Origin of the sequence: Granulibacter bethesdensis (assembly GCF_001889525.1) — a bacterium.
GTDB lineage: Bacteria > Pseudomonadota > Alphaproteobacteria > Acetobacterales > Acetobacteraceae > Granulibacter > Granulibacter bethesdensis_C.
On sequence record NZ_CP018192.1, the window covers coordinates 2,136,890 to 2,159,523 of the forward strand.

Consider the following 22,634-nt stretch of genomic DNA (forward strand, 5'->3'; position numbering starts at 1 on the left):
GGCACGCTCCAGAATCCTGATCCGGCGAAGCACGACGCCCCGCCGGAAAGGAAGAGGGATTGATCAGTCGTCGAAACGCTTCGGACGACCGCGGCCCAGCGCCCCGTCAGAACGGGCCTTCAAGTACATATAGATCGAATCGAGATTGTTGACGACGTCGGCAACTTCACCAAAAGCGGGCATCACGCTGTCGCTGGTGGTAGAAACGTTCTTTCGACCGTTAATGACGGTCTGGGTGAACGTGTCATAGCTCATGGTCTTGAGCGAGTTGGTCAGATTAGGGGCATAGGAGCTGCCGGAACCATCGGGACCATGGCAACGCAGGCAGTTATCGCCATAAAAATTGTAGCCATGAGCAATCGTCTTGTCGCCCTTGCCGTCTTTCACATGCTTCTTGTAGTCCGGCGCATCATCTGCATGGGCTGCGGAAATGGCACCGCCAGCGAAAGCCACGCTGAGCAGGACAGCGGCAAGGCGTGTTTTGATGTGTGGCATGGATCGTCTTTTCCTTCCTCAGTCAAAAGGCCGTTGCCAGGGGCGACATCGGCTTTGGGACAAATTCCGCGTTATCTGCATATTTGCCCCAGACTAATTCCGGCATCCGAGGCATTTTGGACACGATAGCAGGATAAAGAACCCCGGCGACACGTCAATGTCGCCGGGGCCAATAATCAGTCTGTCAGATGATAGCCGACATCGATCAGTTATCGATGCCGAACACCGTCAGCACGCCGCCAAGCTGCGTATAATTGGCGAGAGAGCGATAGGCACCCACTGCACCCAGACCTTCGGCGTCACCAGACAGGCCAGCGGCCATACCGATACCGGCCCAGCCACCAAGGCCGGACAGAACGGCGATATACTGCTTGCCCTTGTGCTCATAGGCATTGACGTTGCCGATGATACCGGACGGAGTCTTGTACTTGTAGAGCAGCTTGCCGGTCTTGGCATCGACTGCCTTCAGATAGCCTTCCAGCGTGCCGTAATAGACAACGCCACCAGCTGTGGAGAGCGCACCGGACCATACGGAGAACAGTTCCGGATCAGACCAGGCAATCCTGCCCTTGTTAACATCATAGGCAATGAAGTTGCCCAGATGGTTTTCACCCGGCGGCGGATACATATTGACGGTGGAACCGACGAAAGGCTGACCGGCGGTGTAGGACACCTTGAACGGCTCGTAATCCATGCAGATGTGGTTCGTCGGCACGTAGAACATGTGGTTCTGCGGATCGAACGAAGCAGGCTGCTGGTCCTTGACGCCGAGAGCGGCGGGGCAGATGCCCTTCGTGTTGTGGTCTTCGCCACCCGCTTCGGTGGAGTATTTCTTCACACGATCAGGCAGGCCGGTCTTCAGATTCACACCTGTGGCCCAGTTGACGATCGGATCGAACTTGTTCGCCTGGAGCAGCTCACCCGTCACGCGGTCGAGCACATAGGCGAAGCCGTTACGGTCGAAATGCACCAGCGCCTTGGTTTCCTTGCCGTTCACCTTGGTGTCGGCGAGGATCATTTCGTTGATGCCGTCATAGTCCCATTCGTCGTGCGGGGTCATCTGATAGACCCACTTTGCAACGCCGGTATCCGCATCACGAGCGAAAATGGTCATGGACCACTTGTTTTCACCAGGACGCTGCACCGGGTTCCAGGTGCTGGGGTTGCCGGACCCGTAATAGACCAGGTTCAGCTTCGGATCGTAGGAATACCAGCCCCAGGTCGCACCGCCACCCGTTTTCCACTGATCGCCCTGCCAGGTCTTGATGGAGCTGTCCTTGCCAACCGGCTTGCCGAGAGCGGTGGTCTTGTCATCGAACAGGATCTGGTCATCCGGCCCGGTGGAGAACGCCTTCCAGACCAGCTTGCCGTCTTTCAGGCTGTAAGCAGTCAGGCGGCCCTGCACACCGAATTCACCACCGGAGATACCAACAATCACCTTGTCCTTCACAATGAAGGGGGCGCTGGTGGAGGTTTCACCCTTCTTCGGATCGCCGTTTGTGACTTTCCAGACTTCCTTGCCGGTCTTGGCGTCGAGGGCGACAACCTTGGTGTCGGCCTGGGCCAGGATGATCTTGCCGTCGCCATAAGCAACGCCGCGATTCACGGTGTCACAGCACATCACCGGGATGACTTCCGGATCCTGCTTCGGCTCATACGACCAGATCACGCGACCATTGTCGTTCAGGTCGAGGGCGAACACCTTGTTCGGGAACGGCGTATGCACATACATGACATCGCCGATCACAAGCGGGCCGCCTTCATGGCCACGCAGAACACCGGTGGAGAAGCTCCACACCGGATGCAGCTTGCCGGCATTGGCCACGGTGATCTGCTTCAGCGCGCTGTAGCGCTGATTGGCGAAGTCACCGGCCTGCATGGACCAGTTGGCCGGGTTCTTGGACAGTTTCGCGAGATCTTCATTGGCACGCGCGCCATCAACCGCGGTCAGGCCGACAAAGGCTGACACGGCAACGGACATCGCAAGCAGTCGCTTGCTGGACTTCATAAAAATCCTCCCTGGGTTTGGCCGACCCCCACCAAAAACGCCCACCTTTCCGGCAGGTCTGGCATTGGCAGAAACCGGTCGAAGCCACCCCCGCCTGTGCTGGCGGATGTGGCGCGCGGGAGATTATCTCCCGCCGCCTTCCAACGACAAGAGGCAATATGGCATAAAATGCATAAAACGGGTTACATGATTGGAAAATACATCGTCACAACAGCGCATGATGTCCGGATATTCTGGACTCTCTGTCACTTTCCGGCGGCATCTGCTGTCATGATTCGTCACTTAAATTACGTTTTAGAGAAACGGGATGATCACTTTGCTCATTCCAGAACGTCGGAAGAATGATAGACTAAAACCGCGCACAACTATCATTATAAGCAAATAAACTGGCATTAAATGCCGTCAGGTTCAGGAAATGCTCCGTTACTCACTCTCTGCCTTGCTCTCCGCCATGTTGCTGACGGCTCCGGCCTTTGCCGCCGATCAGCCCGGCACCAAACCATCCACCAACCCGGCCGTCCATGCCGTGTTTGAATCACCGCATCTGGCCAATATCACCCAGCCGGAAACGCTGATCTATTCCTATCAGTACAAAGGTCCACAGCCTTTTACGGACACGGTGTCAGAGCAGATCATCAAGATCCATCCCGATGGAACCAAGTTGGTCGGATTTCACTTCCTGACTGGCGACCGCTTCATGTTCACACCATCGCTGGATGATTATCGCGGCAATCCGCTGGTGATGATCTTTCTGGAACATGATGTCATGGAGATGAAAAAATCCATCGGCATGGCCGCCGCCTATTTCCGTGCCCGCGTCAAGGAAGGCTTTTTCAAGGCTGCCGTCACGGATGCCACCTTCACCCATGACGGCAAGTCACTGCCTGCCAAACAGGTGGTCATGGAACCGTTCGCCACCGAAACCCGGTTGGAGAACGTGCCGTTCCTTCAGCACAAGAAATACACCATCATCCTGTGCGACCAGTTACCTGGCGGTATTGCGCAAATCAGCACGGAACAGCCCGGCGATTCGAAAAGCGGTATTCCGCCGATCAGCCAGATCCTCACGTTCAAAACGGTGAAACCCTGATATGGCTTATGCACGAAAAATCCTGCCTGGCTTACCGACACTCTCGATACGTTGGGCAATTCTGCTGACGGGCCTCCTGACATTACCGACGATGGCAATGGCTGATGAGGTCGCTGACGCCAATCAACCCCACAAACCACGCTATGATTACCCTACCTCAGCCCGCGCCGATTATGTGATCGGCTGTCTTGCCTCCAACGGGATGAAGCATGAATTTCTGGATAAATGCTCCTGCGGGATCGACACGATTGCCGATCAGATGAGCTACGATGACTACCAGCATGCGGAAACAGTCCTCAGCATGCTGCAAGGCGCGCTCGGTCAGCGGGCTGAGGAGTTTCGATCCACCGCCATACTGACGAAACTGGTGGACAGGCTGCGGCAGGCTCAAGCTGAAGCGAATCTACGCTGCCACTAAATCTGGTGCGAAAGGCCGGTCATGGAGGAAACATGCCTCTGTGGCCGGCGGATCATCAGCACCCCGCTATTCCGCAACGGGGGACAGAACCTCGTTCGGAACTGGTGCATTGCCGATCCGGCGATACACGTAATCCGGCGCCACATCACCACGGGCCGCAACGGCTTCTTCCATCACATGATGCGCAGGTGACAGAGCGCAGGCCGGATCGGTGATATCCATATCACCCGTCAGTGCAAAAGCCTGACAGCGACAACCGCCCCAGTCGATCTCCCGCCGGTCACAGGAACGACACGGTTCCGGCATCCAGTCCGTGCCACGATATTTCTGGAAGGCCGGTGCGCCGCTCCAGATATCCGCCAGCGACCATTCGCGCACGGACGGAAATTCCAGCCCGGTCAGAGTCTCTGCCGCATGACAGGGCAGAGCCTTGCCGGAGGGGGAAATATTGATGAAGCGCCGCGCCCAACCGCCCATGCAGGCTTTCGGGCGTTTCGCATAATAATCTGGCGTCACATAATCAATGACCATGACGCCTTTCAGCCGCTCCCGCGCTTCCTCCACGGTCGCGGTGGCGATTTCCAGTTGCTCCCGACTCGGCAGGAGTGCATCACGGTTGACCAGACCCCAGCCATAATACTGGACATTCGCGATCTCTGTGCGAGTCGCGCCCATTGCCTGCGCGGCTTCCAGCATACGCGGCAGATTTTCCATGTTCTGCCGATGAATCACGTAATTCAGGGTCAGCGGGAGGCCTGCTTCCTTGATCAGCCGGGCTGCTTTCAGCTTTTTCGACTGTGCACCGGCCAGACCGCCGATACGCTCGGCATTCTCGACATCCACATCCTGAAAACTAAGCTGGATATGATCGATACCGGCCTTCATCAGCCGCTCCATCATCGCCTCATCCAGCAGCACGCCGGAAGTGATGATATTCGTATACATCTGCCGCTCGACCGCTCTGGCGATCAACTCTGGCAGATCCTTCCGCACCATCGGCTCGCCACCGGAGAAGTGCATCTGCAGCACGCCCAGTTCGGCGGCCTCATCCATGAGGCGCAGCCACTCCTCGGTTTTCAACTCGATTCCGGCACGTTCCAGTTCCAGCGGGTTGGAGCAATATGGGCATTGCAGGGGGCAGCGATGCGTCAGCTCCGCAAGAAGCCCCATAGGAGGTTCGATGGTGCTCATAATCGGATGGCTCCCTTCGCCGACATATCTGCAAACATGGTGACGACATCGGCAGCGATCACCTCCCTGGGTGCCGCAAAACGGGATACCAGCTCATCGATGATTGCGCCGATCGTTTTCTGACCATCGACGAGCTTGAGAATTTCAGCCGCCACAGGGTCGGGCTGAAACAACCGCTCCGGGCCGAGGATGACCCATGCATCACGCACTTTGTCATGCCGGAACTTCATCCCCTGACCGAAACGCGGGACCGCATCTTCGTTCAAAACCTGGGGCAGAGCCTGATCCTGAGGGGCGGCCATGGTCTCTAGACCTCTGGCACGAAGGCGCCGGGCGGGATATTGCCGGGGGCCACATAGGAATAATACAGCGCATCCAGCTGCGACCAGAGCACATCACACTTGAACCGCAGGGCTGCAATCACGGCCTGCTGCTGTTCTGCTGTCCGGGCATGCTCCTTCACATAAGCCAGCGCAAAATCCACATCGCGTGGGGCCTGGGTCAGGCGCGGCTTGAAATAGGCCAGCGTTTCCTCCGACACCCAGTCATAATTTGCCAGCATGCCGGACACCCGTTCCCGGATAATGGTCGGCGAGAACATCTCTGTCAGAGAAGACGCAATCGCCTCGAGAATCGGCTTCTCACGGCAGAATGTCACATAGGCATCCACGGCGAAGCGGGTCGTGGGTAGCAAGCCCTCCCTGCTCTCGACATAGGCAGCATCCAGTCCGACTCCCTCGGCCAGTTTCAGCCAGCGGGCGATCCCGCCAGTGCCGGGTTCGGTACCGTCATGATCCACCAGACGCCGCCGCCACTCGCGCCGTAACTCGGCCGTCGGCAGACGCGACAACAGAGCCGCATCCTTGGCCGGGATACTGGCCTGATAATGGTACCGGTTAAGCGCCCAGGCCTGCACCTGCCCACGCGTCAGCGCACCGTCATGCAACAAGCGGTGAAACGGGTGGAGATTATGATAACGCTCGGCGCCGACAGCCCGAAGCGTGGCTTCCAGTTCGTCCGGCGTCATGACCCTGTTCGTTTCCTGCCCGGCTGTACGGTTATGAAGCTGTGTCATAATTCTATCTGCATCCCATCATGGGCGACGGTCCATCCCGCCGCGAGCGCTTCTGCGCGCTCCGCGCTGTCTTCCAGCAAGACGGGATTGGAGTTGTTGATATGAATCAGAATTTTCTGTCGTACACCCAGATCACGGAACGCAGCGATGGTGCCATCTTCTCCGCTGACGCTCATATGCCCCATGCGGCGACCGGTTTTGGGAACCAGTCCGGCACGGATCATCTCATCATCAGACCATAACGTGCCGTCGAAAAACACCGTGTCGGCATTGGCCAGACGCTGCCTCAGAGAATCGGTCATCATCGCGCAGGCGGGAATAAAACAGGCAGTACGTCGCCCGTCGGAAATAGCCGCCCCCACTGTCTGCTCCCCTTCCTCAACCGGCGCTGGGGCATTCATCAGCAGCCCTTCCTGCTCCAGATAGAGGGGGACTTTGCCGGGAACCGGGAAAAACTCGACAGTCAAGCCGGATGGCTCGCCGCCCGGCAGGGTCAAGGCAAACGGCCCGCTGGCCGGAATGGTCCGGCGCTCCACCACATCCCGCGCCAGAACCTCGAAAATAGGATTGTCATTGAGAATACCATGCACCCGACTGGTGGCATACACAGTAAAAGCCTGCCTCTCGCGCAGGGTCAGCAACCCCGCAAGGGCATCGACATCGCCATTGGTGAGCACAACACCTGCGATCGGGGTCGAACGGATAGCACCGCTCGGATGCAGCACCGTATTCGCCTCGATCTGCTGGCGGATATCGGGCGAAGCATTAAACAAAAACCAGAAAACGCCGTCCTGACTGACGGCAATGGACGCCTGCGTGCGCGGTGCCGCCTTGGGATCGCCCGCCCTGGCGCGACGACATCCGGCAGCGTTGGAGTTCCACTGAGGGAAGCCGCCACCTGCAGCCGACCCGAGAACGACGATTTTCATCGCACGGTCCGACCATGGTTAAAATGGAAACAACAGTGCTGCGGCGACCTGATGAGGCCGACGCAGCACTGTATCAGGACCATCCGGCCACGCTGAGAAGCGTCATCCCGGATGGTCGGGCACGATTACTCGGCGCAGGCGTAAGCGTTAATCTCGGCGCCCAGGGCGATTTCGGTCACAGACGGTGTGTTCCAAGCCATTTTTAAAATTCCTCCAGTATTTTGGTTTTTGGACAATTCCAACGATATAAGCGCGTTGCCCGGCCCGTCAATCGTCTGGATCAATTGGCCAATGGAAAGTTTTACCTTCATGATGGCCCTGCGGGCAGATTCGTGCCGGATAGAGAGTTGGAACAGAGTTCGTGATTGATAAGCTGGAGTATCTCCTGGCCCTGTCGCGGGAGCATCATTTTGGGCGTGCCGCTGAAACCTGCGGCGTCACACAACCCACCCTGTCAGCTGGCCTCAAACAACTTGAGGAGCAGCTTGGTGCTTTGCTGGTACAGCGTGGCGCACGGTTTATCGGCTTCACGCCGGAAGGTGAACGGGCGCTTGACTGGGCACGACGCATCACGACCGATACCAAGGCCATGCGTCAGGAGATCCAGGCTCTGAAATATGGGCTGAATGGCAATCTCCGGCTGGCCGTCATCCCGACCGCGATGCCGATTGTCTCAACCCTGACAACACCATTCCGAAACAGACATCCGGATGTCACCTTTACCATTGTTTCGAAATCATCCATTGCGACCCTGTCGCTGATCGAGAATTTCGAGGCGGATGCCGGTATTTCTTATCTGGACAACGAGCCATTGGGCCGGGTTCGTGCGATTCCGCTCTATCGGGAACATTACTGTTTGGTGACGGCCCCTCACGCACCGCTGGGCGACCGGGAGGAAGTGGCATGGCAGGACCTGTCCGGCCTGCCGCTCTGTCTGCTGACACCCGATATGCAAAATCGCCGCATTCTTGACCGAATGTTATCCTCGACCGGGGTCGAACCGAAAGTCAGTCTGGAATCCAATTCCATGATCGGTCTGTGGTCTCATGTCCGCACCGGGGCATGGGCCAGTATCATGCCGGCCCGGCTGGTCGATATTCTAGGCCTGAACCCCGAATTGCGGGCCATTCCGATTGTCGGCGGCCCCCCTTCTCCCACCGTGGGACTGGTCATTCCTCACCGTGATCCGCTGACCCCCCTGATCGCCGCGCTTTTCAAGGAAGCGGAAGCCATTGCAGCCCATCTTGAACAAGTAACCATCAATCAGGCTGGCCAATAAAATAAAGCCCTGCCTCAAGCGGAGGCAGGGCTACCTTATTATTCAGACCGGACCACGATTTATTCAGACCGGACCACGATCGGAATTGGTTTTTTTCGATATAACGCAGGTACGGCGGGCAAATTCTACCGTACTGACCGACCTGTAGTTCTCGTGAATAAAAAGATCGTGTTCCGGCTCATCATCAAACGCAAAGTCTGCTACCGTGCGGCGGGCAAGCAAAGAAAGATAATCAAACGCGCTGATCCGGGAATAGCCCTCCAGACGGCCGCCTTTCAAATGCACCCGGAAGCTCGTATCTAGATCCTCGACAACATAATAACCGCCTTTCAGCAAAATCGGGAACAAAATCTGAAACGCAGATATCTGATGATCCCAACGGTGAGAGCCATCATCCAGAACAAGAAGCGGTTTGCCAAATTCATTGATAATATCAAACAGGAAATCCACATTACTGGAGTCTCCAATTCGAACCGAAATGCCATTATCATTAAACCGCATACAATCTTGATTGATATCAATTCCTAAAATTGTTGCATTTTCAAAGTATTCCCTCCACATTGACAGGGATTGACCTTCATAGACACCAATTTCAAGGAATAAAAATTTCTCTTTTCTTAGATGATTGAATCTTCGGTCATAAAAATTCAAAAAATCATGATTCCTTGAAGATTTATCAGTACCATGCCTAAAGCCAATTGCATCGAGCATTTCAAAAATCCAAAATTTTATTTTGCAAGAAAGAACTTTCTCTATTTTAGAGCATATATTTTTTATTCATTCAATGTTATTGTTTTTAATTTAAAAAATAACCCGTTTTATGAATTAACAAAAAACTAAATTTTGAACAGCTCAATAAATGCGAACTATTCTCATTTGAATTGTTTTACCGCTTGGCCGATAGAATTGTTCTATCGCAGCATAACGACTCGCACCTTGATGGAAGAAGATGAAGGGCGCAGATAACAGGTTCCAGAGGAAACTGAATCAAGCGCGGTGAGCCAAATCATGGCCAAGGACGCTTTCAGCGCGGAACGCGCTGCAAGAATTATCGCTACCCATCGTGAGCAGGAAGGCGCCATGCTGCCTATCCTTCATGATCTACAGGCTGAATTCGGCTATGTGCCGGAAGAAGTCGTGCCCCTGCTTGCGGATGCGCTGAATGTGTCCCGGGCCGAAGTGCATGGTGTCATCAGCTTTTATCACGATTTCAAGAATCATCCCCCCGGTCGGCACGTCCTGAAACTGTGCCGTGCAGAAGCATGTCAGGCAATGGGCGCCAACGCCCTGGCTGATCATGTGCGCGAAAGGCTCCGCGTGGACTGGCATGAGACTACGGTCAATGGCGCCCTCACACTCGAACCGGTGTTCTGCCTCGGCCTGTGCGCCTGCGCACCCGCGGCAATGCTGGATAACGAGCTGCATGGCCGTCTCGATCAGGACCATGTCGATACGCTGCTGGAGAGCGTGGCATGACCATCAAGGTATATGTTTCCCGTGACGCAGCCGCCCTTGCGGTCGGCGCTGATGGGGTTGCCCGCAAGCTGGAGCAGCTGGCGCAGGAACGGTCGCTGGACATCGCCATCATACGCAACGGCTCCCGCGGGATGCTGTGGCTGGAAACGCTGGTCGAGGTGGAAACACCACAAGGTCGCGTCGCCTACGGTCCCGTGACCGCACGTGATCTGCCCGGTCTACTGGATGCCGGCATGCTGGAAGGCAAGCCGCACGCACTGCATCATGGCCTGACCGAGGAAATGCCATGGTTCAAGAAGCAGACCCGTCTGACTTTCGAACGCTGCGGCATCGTCGATCCCCGCTCGCTGAGCGATTATCAGGCGCATGGCGGCTACAAGGGTCTGGCGCGCGCGCTGACCATGACGCCGGAAGCGGTGGTCGAGGACGTGACCAAATCCGGCCTGCGCGGTCGTGGTGGCGCAGGCTTCCCCACCGGTATCAAGTGGAAAACGGTTCTGGGGGCGAAAGCCGCTCAGAAATACATCGTCTGCAATGCCGATGAAGGCGATAGCGGCACTTTTGCCGACCGCATGATCATGGAAGGCGATCCCTTCGTGCTGATTGAAGGCATGACCATCGCCGGTTATGCCGTGGGCGCGACAAAGGGCTATGTCTACACCCGCTCCGAATATCCGCATGCCATTGACGCGATGAACCGCGCCATTGTTGCCGCACGCGAAGCGGGCATGCTGGGCGATAATATTCTCGGTTCCGGCATCTCCTTCGACATGGAAGTGCGTCAGGGAGCCGGGGCCTATGTCTGTGGTGAGGAAACTGCACTGCTGGACAGTCTGGAAGGCAAGCGCGGCGTGGTGCGCGCCAAGCCACCTCTGCCCGCTCTGTCCGGTCTGTTCGGGCAGCCGACCGTCATCAACAACGTGATCTCCCTGACCTCCGTCCCGTGGATCATGACCCATGGCGGCGAGGCTTATGCCGCGTTTGGTCTTGGTCGTTCCCGCGGGACCATGCCGATCCAGATCGCCGGCAACGTAAAACAGGGCGGCCTGTTCGAGATCGCCTTCGGTATCACGCTGGGTGAGCTGGTCGATGAGATCGGGGGTGGCACACTGACGGGGCGTCCGGTGCGCGCGGTTCAGATCGGCGGTCCGTTGGGAGCCTATTTCCCACGCGCCCTGTTCGATACCCCGTTCGACTATGAAGCCTTCGCGGCGAAGGACGGGCTGATCGGCCATGGCGGCATTGTCATTTTCGACGATACTGTCGATATGGCTCACATGGCTCGCTTCGCCATGGAGTTCTGCGCCGAAGAAAGCTGCGGCAAATGCACGCCCTGTCGTATCGGCTCCACGCGCGGCGTTGAAACGCTGGACAAGCTGCTGCGCGGTGAACAGCACGAAAAAAACTATGCCGTGCTGGAAGATCTCTGCAACACGATGAAGTTTGGCTCCCTGTGCGCGCTGGGCGGCTTCACCCCCTATCCGGTGGTCAGCGCGATGACCCATTTCCCCGAGGATTTCGCTCCCCGCACCGTCCCGGTGGCAGCGGAATAAGCGAGAAGGAGACCTCCCATGTCGCTCGTGGAAGAAATCGACTATGGCACGCCAAAAGTTGTCAGTGAGAAAGCCGTCACCCTGACCATTGACGGCCGCCAGGTGACGGTGCCGGAAGGCACCTCCCTGATGCGCGCCGCCATGGATACCGGCATTACGGTGCCCAAGCTCTGCGCCTCCGACAATCTGAAGGCGTTCGGTTCCTGCCGCCTCTGTCTGGTGGAAATCGAGGGCCGTCCGGGCACCCCGGCTTCCTGCACCACACCGGCCATGGAAGGCATGGTGGTGCATACCCAGACCGACCGTCTGGCGCGCCTGCGCAAGGGCGTGATGGAGCTGTATATCTCCGACCATCCGCTGGACTGCCTCACCTGCTCCGCCAATGGCGATTGCGAGCTTCAGGATATGGCCGGTGCCGTCGGCTTGCGGGAAGTCCGCTATGGCTATGAGGGTGAAAACCACCTGCATGACAGCAAAGATGTCAGCAACCCGTATTTCCAGTACGATCCGTCCAAGTGCATCGTCTGTAATCGCTGCGTCCGTGCCTGTGAGGAAGTGCAGGGCACCTTCGCCCTGACCATTGAGGGCCGTGGCTTCGAAAGCCGCGTCTCCCCCGGTGCCGCGCATGATAATTTCTTTTCCTCGGAATGCGTTTCCTGCGGCGCCTGTGTGCAGGCCTGCCCAACCGCAACCCTGATGGAAAAATCCGTCATCGAAATCGGCCAGCCGGAACATTCCGAAGTCACCACCTGCGCCTATTGCGGTGTCGGGTGCAGCTTCAAGGCCGAAATGCGCGGCGAACAGATCGTGCGCATGGTTCCCTATAAGGACGGCAAGGCCAATCATGGCCATAGCTGCGTCAAGGGCCGCTTCGCCTACGGTTATGCATTGCACAAGGATCGTCAGCTTGAGCCGATGATCCGTGAAAAAATCACCGATCCGTGGCGTGTGGTAAGCTGGGATGAAGCCATCCAGTACACCGCGAAAGAATTCCGCCGGATTCAGGACAAATACGGCCGCTCCTCTATCGGCGGTATTACCTCCTCCCGCTGCACCAATGAAGAAACCTATCTGGTGCAGAAGCTGGTGCGTGCCGTGTTCGGCAATAACAATGTCGATACCTGCGCCCGCGTCTGCCACTCTCCTACCGGCTATGGGTTGAAGACGACCTACGGCACCTCCGCAGGCACGCAGGATTTCGACAGCGTCGAGGAAAGCGATGTCATTGTGGTGATCGGTGCCAATCCGGTCGATGCCCATCCCGTGTTCGGCAGCCAGATGAAGCGTCGTCTGCGTGATGGCGCAAAGCTGATCGTGATCGATCCGCGCAAGACCGATCTGGTGAAATCCCCGCATATCAAGGCCGATTTCCATCTGCCCCTGCGACCCGGCACCAATGTCGCCATCGTTTCCGCACTGGCCCATGTTGTTGTGACAGAAGGGCTGCTGGACGAAGCTTTCGTACGTGAACGCACGGATTGGGACTCCTTTCAGGATTGGGTGCAGTTCGTGACCCGCCCGGAAAACAGCCCGGAAGCGGTCGCCGCAATCTGTGGTGTCAGCGCCGAGGATATCCGTGGCGCTGCCCGTCTCTATGCAACCGGCGGGAATGCCGCGATCTATTACGGTCTGGGTGTGACCGAGCACAGCCAGGGCACGACGACAGTGATGGCCATTGCCAACCTCGCCATGGCGACCGGCAATCTGGGGCGTCGTGGTGTGGGTGTGAACCCGCTGCGTGGGCAGAACAATGTTCAGGGTTCGTGCGACATGGGGTCTTTTCCCCATGAATTCACCGATTATCGTCACGTTTCCAACGATGCCGCCCGCGCCCAGTTCGAAGCGCTGTGGGGTGTGTCGCTGGATGCCGAGCCGGGTTTACGCATTCCGAACATGATCGATGCCGCCGTCGATGGCACCTACAAAGGCATCTACATTCAGGGTGAGGACATTGTTCAGTCCGATCCCGATACCACCCATATGATTGCCGGTCTGAAGAACATGGAATGCGTCGTCGTTCAGGACCTGTTCCTGAATGAAACCGCCGACTATGCTCATGTGTTTCTGCCGGGCTGCTCCTTCCTTGAGAAGGACGGAACCTTCACCAATGCAGAGCGCCGCATCAATCGCGTGCGCAAGGTGATGTCGCCGAAAAATGGTTATGGTGACTGGGAAGTAACCCAGATGCTGGCCAAGGCCATGGGTTATCCCATGCACTACAACCACCCGTCCGAGATCATGGACGAGATTGCCGCTACCACCCCGAACTTTGCCCTTGTTTCTTACGCGAAACTCGATGAGGTCGGCTCTGTGCAGTGGCCGTGCAATGACGAACATCCGGATGGCATGCCGATCATGCATATCGGCCAGTTCAGCCGCGGCAAGGGTTATTTCGTCGTCACGGAATATATCGCGACCGACGAAAAGACCGGCCCGCTCTTTCCGCTTCTGCTCACCACCGGTCGTATTCTCAGCCAGTATAACGTGGGTGCGCAGACACGCCGCACTCACAACTCCATGTGGCATGAGGAAGACCGGCTGGATATCCATCCGAAAGATGCCGAGGATCGCGGCGTTCGTGACGGGGACTGGGTGAAACTGGAAAGCCGCTCCGGCGCAACATCGCTGCGGGCACGCATCACCGAAAAGGTACCGCCGGGCGTGGTCTACACCACGTTCCATCACCCGGCGAGCCAGGCCAATGTTGTAACCACCGATAACTCCGACTGGGCTACCAACTGCCCGGAATACAAGGTTACGGCCGTGCAGGTACAGCGCAGCAACGGCCCCACCGAGTGGCAGCGTGAATACGGCGATCACTCCACGCAGGCCCGCCGGATACTCCCGGCGGCTGCGGAATAAGGATGTTCAATCCCGCGCCTCTGTTTCACGAGGCGCGGGATTGATCCTGTTTTCCTTATGCGCACCAGCCATAAAGTCCGCCCTGACCGCTACACGACCGGCGCATCCGCCTATCAGCCTCACGAACGGTTTATCCCTGAGGAAACACCCGTCGCGCTCACCTATGGTCGCGCCACGCATGCGGTGATGATGGCGACGCCCGCCGATCTGGAAGATTTTGCGGTTGGTTTCAGTCTGGCGGAAGGACTGATCGACAGTGTCCACGACATTGAAAGTCTGGAAATTGTGGAGGTGACGCATGGCGTCGAACTCCGCATGGATCTGACGCAGACCCGTGATGCAGCCTTCATTGCCCGCCGACGACACGTAACCGGCGCCACCGGTTGCGGCCTATGTGGCATGGAAAGTCTTGACGAGGCCGCGAAATCTCCACCGCGCGTCTCTGCCAATCTGGTCATTGATGCTGAAACCATCGGCACGGCAATGGAGGCCCTCTCCCCCGTGCAGACGCTGAATCTGCGTACCCATGCGGTTCATGCAGCGGCTTTCTGGCAACCCGGACAGGGTTTGCTGGCCATCCGGGAAGATGTCGGTCGGCATAACGCGCTTGATAAGCTGGCCGGCTTTCTGGCCCGCAGCGGTATCCCTGCCTCCTCCGGGCTTGTGCTGCTGACCAGTCGCGTTTCTGTAGAGATGGTGCAGAAAGCGGCCCATATGGGGGCTGGCATCATCGTCGCTGTCTCTGCTCCCACCACTCTGGCCATCCGTACTGCGGAAGCCGCCAATATCACGCTTGCAGCCGTCGCGCGGCGCGACGGATTCGAGCTGTTCACCCATCCATGGCGTATCCCCTGCCATGATGCGGATACAAACAGCGACGTGGCCAGCAACGTCACCTGGCTGCATCCGGGATCAACACCCCCGTAAACGGTGTGCCTGACCTCTGCCTGATCGACCCAACCATCACAAGGGAAATTGTCCCGTGACCGCAACCAATGACCGCCTCGTGACAATGGCCAATCAGATTGCCGGGTTTTTCTCCCACCGGCCGGAACAAACAGCCGTCTCCGGCATTGCCGAGCACATTGTGCTGTACTGGGAACCGCGTATGCGGCGCGCCTTCGACGCCATTATAGAATCACACAACCCGGCCCTAAGCCCTCTGGCGCAAAAAGCTGGAGAGTATTTAATGTCCCATGATGTGAAACCGTCCGACCACGATCCTCTCGCGGGAATGCAGCCACGTGCGGTGACGGGATCCGATCCAAAAGAAGATCCAAACACACCTCCGGGGGGATTCGATACAGATGAGCAGCACGGAGATAGCCGCGCCTCAAGCTGATCCAGGTATTCTGGACCGGGCGCGCATCATCGCTCAGCCTGGTTTCAATCGCTGGCTGGTGCCACCCGCGGCGCTGGCCATTCACCTTTGCATCGGCATGGCCTACGGCCTGTCGGTGTTCTGGCTGCCGATGCAGAAAATCATCGGCACGGCCTGCCCCGCTTCCATGGGCGAACTGGCTCAGTTGACTACGACAGACTGTGACTGGTCTGAAGGCTCGCTGGTCACCGCCTTCAAGCTCGGCATTGTTTTTCTCGGTATTTCCGCCGCCATCTGGGGCGGCTGGCTTGAACGGGTCGGCCCGCGCCGTGCAGGCGTCGTGGCCGCCTTGTGCTGGTCAGGAGGCTGGCTGATCTCCGCATTGGGGATTTATCAGCACCAACTCTGGCTGATCTGGCTGGGCCTCGGCGTCATCGGCGGGATCGGGCTGGGAATTGGTTATATCTCTCCGGTTTCGACCTTGATCAAATGGTTCCCCGACCGCCGCGGCATGGCGACCGGCATGGCCATCATGGGATTTGGCGGAGGAGCCGTCGTCGGCAGTCCGCTGGCATTGATGCTGCTACAGCATTTCCGCGTGGTCGATCCGGCCACCCATGTCATCATACAACATGGCCTGTGGCAGACCTTCACCGTTATGGGGCTGATTTATCTGGTGTTCATGCTGGGGGGTGCCTTCGCCTATCGCATTCCGCCGGATGGATGGAGGCCGGATGGATTTAACGGCGCCACAGCCACTAAACGGATGATCGCACAGGGTCACGTGCATCTTGGCCGTGCCTGGAAAACACCGCAATTCTGGCTGCTCTGGGCAGTGCTGATGCTTAATGTGAGTGCCGGGATCGCGGTGCTGTCCATCGCCTCCCCCATGTTGCAGCGTATTTTCGGGGGCGCCTTGATCGATCAGCCGGGTGTGACGCTCGCCAACCTGTCGCTTGCTCAGAAAACGGCGGTTGCAGGGGTAGCCGGTGGTTTCGTCAGCCTGCTGTCCCTGTTCAATATCGGGGGCCGTTTTTTCTGGGCAACCATTTCCGACAAGATCGGGCGCAAGCTGACCTATACGATTTTCTTCATCCTCGGTGCAGTGCTCTACACGCTGACCCCCGTCGCCGCCCATGCCGGACACAAGGCGCTGTTCGTGCTGGCGTTCTGCCTCATCCTGTCCATGTATGGTGGTGGTTTCTCGACGATCCCTGCTTACCTGGCTGATATTTTCGGAACGCGATTCGTAGGTGCCATCCATGGTCGCTTGCTGACAGCATGGTCAACAGCAGGCGTCGTCGGGCCTACTCTGGTGACGGTGCTACCCGCCATGTTCGGGTCATCCGATCCGGTGCATCTGTATGACACCACTTTTCACATTCTTGCCGGGTTGCTGATCCTCGGCCTGATTGCAAACTGGCTGGTGCGTCCTCTTCCGGCCTACGCATTCATGTCAGAGGCAGAATTGGTCAGCCTTCAGGCTGACGGCACCGCAGGACATTACGCCACCGGTTCCTTCGGGATCGGTGGCGGTGGATTTTCTGCCGCGTTGATCCTGCCATGGCTGATTGTTGGTCTGCCGATTGCCTGGGGTATCTGGAAGACCATTATCAAGGCAGCGCCTTTGTTCAATTGACCATCGGATCAACTGAACAGGATATCCCGATAAAGCGCTCCTCCCCTTTCCGCAGTGAGATGGAAAAGGGAGGAGACCGCGTTTCAGATCAGCGTTTACGTTCAACTTGCGACACGTCACGCACTGCGCCACGGGCCGCATTGGTGGTCATGGCCGCATAGGCCCGCAGGGCAGGCGAGACCTTGCGCTGGCGTTCGGCGGGCTTCCATGCCGCCTCTCCCTTTGCTTCCATCGCGGCGTGACGTGCGGCCAGCACCTCATACGGCAATTCGATGCTGATAATGCGGTTCGGAATATCGATCAGAACCGGATCGCCGGTTTCCACCAAAGCGATCAGCCCCCCTTCCGCCGCTTCCGGCGAGACATGCCCGATCGACAGGCCGGACGTACCGCCTGAAAAACGGCCATCCGTCACCAGCGCGCAGAGCTTGCCCAGACCTTTGGATTTCAGATAGCTGGTCGGATACAGCATCTCCTGCATACCGGGACCACCTTTCGGGCCTTCGTAGCGGATCACCACCACATCACCGGCTACGACCTGACCGCCGAGAATGCCGGATACCGCCGCATCCTGACTTTCATACACCCGGGCCGTGCCACGGAATGTCAGAATGGATTCATCCACCCCGGCGGTTTTGACGATACAGCCTTCTGGGGCGAGGTTGCCGAACAGCACCGCCAGACCACCATCATGCGAGAACGGATGCTCAGCGGAACGGATCACACCCTTCTGGCGATCCTCATCCACGCTGTCCCACCGTGCAGACTGGCTGAACGCGACCTGTGTCGGCACGCCACCCGGTGCGGCGCGGAAGAAGGTGCGGACTTCGTCGCTGCTGGTACGGCCGATATCCCAGCGTTCCAACGCATCTTTCAGCGTCGGCGCATGCACGGTCGGGCGGGAGGCATCAAGCAGACCGGCACGCTCCAGCTCACCCAGAATAGCCATAATGCCACCGGCCCGATGCACGTCTTCCATATGCACATCGGATTTGGCAGGCGCGACCTTACACAGGCAGGGCACCCGGCGCGACAGACGGTCGATATCGGCCATGGTGAAGTCCACGCCTGCTTCCTGAGCCGCCGCGAGCAGATGCAGCACCGTGTTGGTGGAGCCGCCCATGGCGATATCGAGGCTCATCGCATTCTCGAAGGCCGCATGGGTGGCAATGCCGCGCGGTGTGGCAGAGACATCATCCTGCTCGTACCACCGCCGGGCGAGATCGACGATCAGATGCCCGGCCTCCCGGAACAGCTTTTCCCGGTCGGCATGGGTCGCGAGCACGGAACCGTTGCCCGGCAGGGACAGGCCGAGCGCCTCGGTCAGGCAGTTCATGGAATTGGCGGTGAACATACCGGAGCATGACCCGCAGGTCGGGCAGGCCGAGCGCTCGACGGCCTGAACTTCTTCATCCGTGTAGGATTCATCCGCCGCCACGACCATGGCATCGACCAGATCGAGCGCGCGTGTTTTCCCTTTCACCACGGTCTTTCCGGCCTCCATCGGACCACCGGAGACGAACACCGCCGGGATGTTCAGCCGCATGGCGGCCATCAGCATGCCGGGCGTGATCTTGTCGCAGTTGGAGATGCACACCATCGCATCGGCACAATGGGCGTTCACCATATATTCGACACTGTCGGCAATCAGCTCACGGCTCGGGAGAGAGTAGAGCATGCCGTCATGCCCCATCGCGATCCCGTCATCGACCGCAATGGTGTTGAATTCCTTGGCGACGCCGCCGGCAGCCTCGATTTCCCGCGCCACCAGCTGGCCCAGATCCTTCAAATGCACGTGGCCAGGCACGAACTGGGTGAAGCTGTTGACGACCGCGATAATGGGCTTGCCGAAATCACCATCCTTCATGCCGGTCGCGCGCCAGAGTCCGCGTGCGCCCGCCATATTGCGGCCATGGGTGGTGGTCCGGGATCGATACTGTGGCATGGTTCGAACCTTGGAAATGTTCTGCCCCTCATACGCCGTTTTCCAGAGTAGGAAAAATCTATTATTCTGCTTCTATTCAGTCGCTGGAGATATCACTGATGGAAGCAAGACAACTCCGGCATTTTCTGACGGTCGCGGAAACGCTGCATTTCGGACGGGCAGCCGAGCGGCTGAACATGACACAACCACCGTTGAGCCAGTCCATTCTGGCGCTGGAGCGACAATTGGAAGCGGCGCTTTTCATCCGCTCCCGCCGCAGCGTGGCGTTAAGCCCGTTCGGCCAGCAATGGCTGCCGCATGTCCGCGCCGCGCTGGCCTCGCTGGAAGCACTTCCCGGCATCGCCCGCCGCCTGAGGGACGGGGAAGCAGGGCGGTTGGAATTGTCTTTCGTCAGTACGGCGGATTACAGCATTCTGCCATCCCTGGTTCGCCGGTATGCAGCGCTGTACCCGGATGTAGAGATCGTCCTCACCGAGGCCACCAGTGACGTCCAGATCGACGCCCTGCTGCATGGGCGCGGTCATGCAGGGATCGTCATCCATCCGGATCGCAGTACATTACCGGGCGCGCTGGCGTATCACCCCCTGACGCGGGAAAAACTGATCGCGGCCGTACCGGATAACAGTCCCGACCTTTCGCCACATGCCATCATGCGGTCGGCGCTGATCATCTTTCCCCGTCACTCCGCACCGGCTTTCTACGATCTGGTCACGCACTACCACGCTACACATGGCGGAGGAGCCGCCATCGCTCAGGAGGCGATCCAGATGCAGACGATCATCAGCCTCGTCTCGGCAGGGATGGGGATCGCACTCGTGCCCGCATCCCTGCGCCACCTTGCCCGGACAGGTGTGCGCTATGTCGATCTGGAGGAGGATGCGCCGATCCTGGAAACCGGCATGATCTGGCGCCGTGATGATACAGCGCCCATCCTGTCACGTCTCCTGGAAGTCGCGCAGGATATATCGGGGCAGATTACCAGCGATAACCAAGCGTAGCGAACACGGCCCGGCCCGTCGCGTAGTAGCAGCTCGTCATCCGCACACAGCCGGCCACGATACGGCGATCCGCCAGATTGGTTGCATTGACCTGCAACCGCCAGCGATCCATTTCCACCCGTGCCGTCAGATCGAACTGCACGGAACTCGGAACATTGAACGTGTTCGGCACAGCCCCCGATGTCTCGCCATTATAGCGGACGCCACTGCCCAGCGCGAAATTCCAGCGTTCAGAGACCGGAAATTCCTTTTCCATATACAGGCTCGCCATATGGCTCGGCACGAAAACGGGGCGTGATCCAGTCGCTCCTTTTTCGGTGCTGCTGGTGATCAGTGGTTCTTGATAGGTCAGGGCGGCGATCATCCGCAGGGTTGGGGTCAGATTGCCTGTCGCTTCCGCTTCAGCACCGCGCGTGCGGATTTCTCCTGTCTGGATCGAGAAATTAACGTTGTTCGGATCAGGCGTCAGAACATTCTGCTGGGTCAGATCGAATGCATCGACTGTGAACATGATGTCGCGATGCACCGGCTTGTATTTGATGCCGACCTCTACCTGATCACCGGTGGTCGGCACATAACTGTTGCCAACCCGGTCCACCCCCGTCTGTGGCTGGAACGAAGTGGCATAGGTCACATAAGGCGACATACCATTATCGGCCGCATACAGCAGTCCGGCGCGATAGCTGAAATGCGTCGGATCGCTGTTCTGCGTGGAGCGGGTTTTATTGTTGGTCAGACTGTCCGAGACAAAATCTTCACGCCCTGTCAGCGTCAGACGCCAGTGCTGCCAGGCGAGCTGATCCTGCACGTAGACACCCGTCTGAATCTGGGTCTCGTTGGTGTTGATCGTCGAGGCATAGGCCGGAGCCGTCACACTGCGATAGACGGGAGCATAAAGATCCAGCGAGGGTCCCGTTCCCTGCCCACGGCGTGTGGAGATAAACTGCGTCGTGATATTCACACCCGTCAGCAGATCATGCGTGACAGGACCGGTCGCAAAATGCACTTCTGACTGATTATCGACGGCCAACGTGTTGAACATGTTCAACTGCTGCTGCGCCTGCCGGGTAATACTGCGCTGATTGGCGGCAAGGCCGGTGGTGGTCACCGTGCGATAGTTCAGATCCTCATGCATGAAACGAAGATTCTGCCGCAGGGTCCAGCGATCCGTCACATGATGCTCGGCCAGATACCCCACCGAAACTTCGCGCTTGGAATAGACGTCGTAATTCGGATCGCCGGTATTCAGACTTTGCCGGATATAGCCGTAGCGACTTGGAAACACCGTACCGATGGCAGGTAGAAACTGGGCCGCCGATCCGGCATCAATCTGCATATAGCTGGACAAAAACGTCACCGTCGTTTTTTCGCCAGCCCATTTCACTGACGGCGCAACATAGATCCGGTTGTTCAGCACATTATCGACAAACGTATCCGATTTGCGCATCAGCCCGTTCAGCCGCCACAGCCATGAACCATCATCAGTCAGTTTGCCACCCAGATCGGCAGCCCCCTGAATACGGTTGAAAGAACCACCCTGCACCTGCACTTCGTTGGTATGATCAAGGCGAGGCTGTTTGCTGACTGCATTGATAATACCGCCAAGCTGACCGGAACCATACAAGGCTGCATTAGCCCCACGCAGCACGTCGATCCGTTCCAGCCCGTACGGTTCCAGATCGAAAGTCTGCGATGCACTGGCCAGCGGCAGTTTCAGACCATCCAGATAGGTATCAGGTGTAAAGCCGCGGATCGTGCCGCCGAAACCACGCGGATCGTCCCGGCCACCGACATCCGTAACACCGGCCGTATAACGCATTGCCTCGGCAATGCTGCGGATGTTCAGATCTTCCAGCCTGTCACGGGTGATGACCGTTACATTCTGTGATGTCTGCATCAGGGGTGTATCAGTTTTCGTGGCCGCAATACTTTTCCGGGCCAGGAATCCCTTGACGGGTCCCAACGCCGTTTCCTGCTGTCCCGATACATTCAACTGCGGCAGTGCCCCTGCCTCCTGCGCATGCGCCGAATGCCATGGAAACCCCACCGCAAGGCAAAAAGCCCCGGATACATAACCGGCTTTGCGTATCCTGATGCGCCGAGGCAGCCTTTTCATGTCATCATTCCCGAATGGATCGGGTGTCTCATAGTGATAATGCGAAATATTCTCAATAACTTATTTTGATTACGCATCAATGTGTCTGCAACATGGCAATATCACTGCCTGTCTTTGCCAGCATCCCCTTGGAAAACAGATGGACTTTGTCAGCCATCAGGACGCTACAAGCGCAGCAATACCGGAAATAACAAAGGAAAAGAAAGGTTGGCTGGTCTATCACCGCAGAAACACGGCAA

Annotated in this window: 20 protein-coding genes; 10 read left to right on the forward strand and 10 right to left on the reverse strand. The window is 57.8% G+C overall.

All coding sequences use genetic code 11. The annotated features are described in order from the left end of the window. Window positions 1-63: 63 nt before the first annotated feature. Entirely contained in the window at window positions 64-495 is a 432-nt protein-coding gene (locus GbCGDNIH6_RS09560) for a c-type cytochrome (RefSeq protein ID WP_011632621.1), read from the reverse strand. Between the two features lie 205 nt (window positions 496-700). Next, a complete protein-coding gene (locus tag GbCGDNIH6_RS09565) occupies window positions 701-2,503 on the reverse strand; it encodes a methanol/ethanol family PQQ-dependent dehydrogenase (protein WP_072563711.1) in 1,803 nt (600 codons plus the stop codon). A gap of 415 nt (window positions 2,504-2,918) precedes the next feature. On the opposite strand from GbCGDNIH6_RS09565, the gene GbCGDNIH6_RS09570 reads away from it, so the two are divergent. Beyond that, entirely contained in the window at window positions 2,919-3,593 is a 675-nt protein-coding gene (locus tag GbCGDNIH6_RS09570) for a hypothetical protein (protein WP_072563712.1), read from the forward strand. A gap of 1 nt (window position 3,594) precedes the next feature. Continuing rightward, window positions 3,595-4,011, forward strand: coding sequence for a hypothetical protein (locus tag GbCGDNIH6_RS09575; protein ID WP_198355751.1), 417 nt, complete (start codon window positions 3,595-3,597; stop codon window positions 4,009-4,011). Between the two features lie 66 nt (window positions 4,012-4,077). On the opposite strand, the gene pqqE is transcribed toward GbCGDNIH6_RS09575, so the two are convergent. The 5 genes from pqqE to pqqA form a co-directional block, all read right to left on the reverse strand. Further along, a complete protein-coding gene (gene pqqE, locus GbCGDNIH6_RS09580; protein WP_072563713.1) occupies window positions 4,078-5,202 on the reverse strand; it encodes a pyrroloquinoline quinone biosynthesis protein PqqE in 1,125 nt (374 codons plus the stop codon). Beyond that, entirely contained in the window at window positions 5,199-5,504 is a 306-nt protein-coding gene (pqqD, locus tag GbCGDNIH6_RS09585; protein ID WP_072563714.1) for a pyrroloquinoline quinone biosynthesis peptide chaperone PqqD, read from the reverse strand. Before pqqD ends, pqqE begins: the two co-directional genes overlap by 4 nt. 5 nt (window positions 5,505-5,509) lie before the next feature. Further along, window positions 5,510-6,277: a pyrroloquinoline-quinone synthase PqqC gene (gene pqqC, locus GbCGDNIH6_RS09590; protein WP_072563715.1), complete on the reverse strand. Its 768-nt coding sequence runs from the start codon at window positions 6,275-6,277 to the stop codon at window positions 5,510-5,512. Further along, entirely contained in the window at window positions 6,274-7,206 is a 933-nt protein-coding gene (gene pqqB, locus GbCGDNIH6_RS09595; protein WP_072563716.1) for a pyrroloquinoline quinone biosynthesis protein PqqB, read from the reverse strand. Before pqqB ends, pqqC begins: the two co-directional genes overlap by 4 nt. A gap of 125 nt (window positions 7,207-7,331) precedes the next feature. Continuing rightward, on the reverse strand, window positions 7,332-7,517 hold the full coding sequence (pqqA, locus tag GbCGDNIH6_RS12605) for a pyrroloquinoline quinone precursor peptide PqqA (RefSeq protein WP_038515607.1): 186 nt from the start codon (window positions 7,515-7,517) through the stop codon (window positions 7,332-7,334). A 50-nt stretch (window positions 7,518-7,567) separates the two neighbouring features. On the opposite strand from pqqA, the gene GbCGDNIH6_RS09605 reads away from it, so the two are divergent. After that, window positions 7,568-8,485, forward strand: coding sequence for a LysR family transcriptional regulator (locus tag GbCGDNIH6_RS09605; RefSeq protein ID WP_025287262.1), 918 nt, complete (start codon window positions 7,568-7,570; stop codon window positions 8,483-8,485). A gap of 63 nt (window positions 8,486-8,548) precedes the next feature. On the opposite strand, the gene GbCGDNIH6_RS09610 is transcribed toward GbCGDNIH6_RS09605, so the two are convergent. After that, window positions 8,549-9,196 (reverse strand): methyltransferase, encoded by a 648-nt coding sequence (locus GbCGDNIH6_RS09610; protein ID WP_038515609.1) that lies wholly within the window; start codon window positions 9,194-9,196, stop codon window positions 8,549-8,551. Between the two features lie 297 nt (window positions 9,197-9,493). Between GbCGDNIH6_RS09610 and GbCGDNIH6_RS09615 the strand changes: the two genes are divergently transcribed. The 6 genes from GbCGDNIH6_RS09615 to GbCGDNIH6_RS09640 are packed head-to-tail and all read left to right on the forward strand — an operon-like array spanning window position 9,494 to window position 17,336. Beyond that, window positions 9,494-9,961 (forward strand): formate dehydrogenase subunit gamma, encoded by a 468-nt coding sequence (locus GbCGDNIH6_RS09615; protein WP_072563717.1) that lies wholly within the window; start codon window positions 9,494-9,496, stop codon window positions 9,959-9,961. Continuing rightward, window positions 9,958-11,514, forward strand: a complete 1,557-nt coding sequence (locus GbCGDNIH6_RS09620) for a formate dehydrogenase beta subunit (RefSeq protein ID WP_072563718.1) — start codon at window positions 9,958-9,960, stop codon at window positions 11,512-11,514. The genes GbCGDNIH6_RS09615 and GbCGDNIH6_RS09620 overlap by 4 nt, the downstream gene beginning before the upstream one ends. Window positions 11,515-11,532: 18 nt before the next feature. Further along, complete coding sequence (gene fdhF, locus GbCGDNIH6_RS09625; RefSeq protein ID WP_072563719.1) at window positions 11,533-14,376, forward strand: formate dehydrogenase subunit alpha; 2,844 nt, start codon at window positions 11,533-11,535, stop codon at window positions 14,374-14,376. A gap of 57 nt (window positions 14,377-14,433) precedes the next feature. Then, window positions 14,434-15,303, forward strand: coding sequence for a formate dehydrogenase accessory sulfurtransferase FdhD (fdhD, locus tag GbCGDNIH6_RS09630; protein ID WP_072563720.1), 870 nt, complete (start codon window positions 14,434-14,436; stop codon window positions 15,301-15,303). A gap of 55 nt (window positions 15,304-15,358) precedes the next feature. Further along, complete coding sequence (locus GbCGDNIH6_RS09635; RefSeq protein WP_072563721.1) at window positions 15,359-15,718, forward strand: formate dehydrogenase subunit delta; 360 nt, start codon at window positions 15,359-15,361, stop codon at window positions 15,716-15,718. Further along, entirely contained in the window at window positions 15,684-17,336 is a 1,653-nt protein-coding gene (locus GbCGDNIH6_RS09640; protein WP_072563722.1) for an OFA family MFS transporter, read from the forward strand. Before GbCGDNIH6_RS09635 ends, GbCGDNIH6_RS09640 begins: the two co-directional genes overlap by 35 nt. 88 nt (window positions 17,337-17,424) lie before the next feature. On the opposite strand, the gene ilvD is transcribed toward GbCGDNIH6_RS09640, so the two are convergent. Continuing rightward, on the reverse strand, window positions 17,425-19,281 hold the full coding sequence (ilvD, locus tag GbCGDNIH6_RS09645) for a dihydroxy-acid dehydratase (RefSeq protein WP_072563723.1): 1,857 nt from the start codon (window positions 19,279-19,281) through the stop codon (window positions 17,425-17,427). 98 nt (window positions 19,282-19,379) lie between these two features. On the opposite strand from ilvD, the gene GbCGDNIH6_RS09650 reads away from it, so the two are divergent. Further along, a complete protein-coding gene (locus tag GbCGDNIH6_RS09650; RefSeq protein WP_072563724.1) occupies window positions 19,380-20,279 on the forward strand; it encodes a LysR family transcriptional regulator in 900 nt (299 codons plus the stop codon). Here GbCGDNIH6_RS09650 and GbCGDNIH6_RS09655 read toward each other — a convergent pair. After that, window positions 20,257-22,395: a TonB-dependent siderophore receptor gene (locus GbCGDNIH6_RS09655; RefSeq protein WP_072563725.1), complete on the reverse strand. Its 2,139-nt coding sequence runs from the start codon at window positions 22,393-22,395 to the stop codon at window positions 20,257-20,259. The genes GbCGDNIH6_RS09650 and GbCGDNIH6_RS09655 overlap by 23 nt on opposite strands. Window positions 22,396-22,634: the final 239 nt, after the last annotated feature.

What these genes read in the sequence shown, in the direction of transcription:
- GbCGDNIH6_RS09560 (WP_011632621.1), bottom strand. Translation starts at nt 495, where the DNA reads ATGCCACACATCAAAACACGCCTTGCCGCTGTCCTGCTCAGCGTGGCT.
- GbCGDNIH6_RS09565 (WP_072563711.1), bottom strand. Translation starts at nt 2,503, where the DNA reads ATGAAGTCCAGCAAGCGACTGCTTGCGATGTCCGTTGCCGTGTCAGCC.
- GbCGDNIH6_RS09570 (WP_072563712.1), top strand. Translation starts at nt 2,919, where the DNA reads ATGCTCCGTTACTCACTCTCTGCCTTGCTCTCCGCCATGTTGCTGACG.
- GbCGDNIH6_RS09575 (WP_198355751.1), top strand. Translation starts at nt 3,595, where the DNA reads ATGGCTTATGCACGAAAAATCCTGCCTGGCTTACCGACACTCTCGATA.
- pqqE (WP_072563713.1), bottom strand. Translation starts at nt 5,202, where the DNA reads ATGAGCACCATCGAACCTCCTATGGGGCTTCTTGCGGAGCTGACGCAT.
- pqqD (WP_072563714.1), bottom strand. Translation starts at nt 5,504, where the DNA reads ATGGCCGCCCCTCAGGATCAGGCTCTGCCCCAGGTTTTGAACGAAGAT.
- pqqC (WP_072563715.1), bottom strand. Translation starts at nt 6,277, where the DNA reads ATGACACAGCTTCATAACCGTACAGCCGGGCAGGAAACGAACAGGGTC.
- pqqB (WP_072563716.1), bottom strand. Translation starts at nt 7,206, where the DNA reads ATGAAAATCGTCGTTCTCGGGTCGGCTGCAGGTGGCGGCTTCCCTCAG.
- pqqA (WP_038515607.1), bottom strand. Translation starts at nt 7,517, where the DNA reads ATGAAGGTAAAACTTTCCATTGGCCAATTGATCCAGACGATTGACGGG.
- GbCGDNIH6_RS09610 (WP_038515609.1), bottom strand. Translation starts at nt 9,196, where the DNA reads ATGCTCGATGCAATTGGCTTTAGGCATGGTACTGATAAATCTTCAAGG.
- GbCGDNIH6_RS09615 (WP_072563717.1), top strand. Translation starts at nt 9,494, where the DNA reads ATGGCCAAGGACGCTTTCAGCGCGGAACGCGCTGCAAGAATTATCGCT.
- GbCGDNIH6_RS09620 (WP_072563718.1), top strand. Translation starts at nt 9,958, where the DNA reads ATGACCATCAAGGTATATGTTTCCCGTGACGCAGCCGCCCTTGCGGTC.
- fdhF (WP_072563719.1), top strand. Translation starts at nt 11,533, where the DNA reads ATGTCGCTCGTGGAAGAAATCGACTATGGCACGCCAAAAGTTGTCAGT.
- fdhD (WP_072563720.1), top strand. Translation starts at nt 14,434, where the DNA reads ATGCGCACCAGCCATAAAGTCCGCCCTGACCGCTACACGACCGGCGCA.
- GbCGDNIH6_RS09640 (WP_072563722.1), top strand. Translation starts at nt 15,684, where the DNA reads ATGAGCAGCACGGAGATAGCCGCGCCTCAAGCTGATCCAGGTATTCTG.
- ilvD (WP_072563723.1), bottom strand. Translation starts at nt 19,281, where the DNA reads ATGCCACAGTATCGATCCCGGACCACCACCCATGGCCGCAATATGGCG.
- GbCGDNIH6_RS09650 (WP_072563724.1), top strand. Translation starts at nt 19,380, where the DNA reads ATGGAAGCAAGACAACTCCGGCATTTTCTGACGGTCGCGGAAACGCTG.
- GbCGDNIH6_RS09655 (WP_072563725.1), bottom strand. Translation starts at nt 22,395, where the DNA reads ATGAAAAGGCTGCCTCGGCGCATCAGGATACGCAAAGCCGGTTATGTA.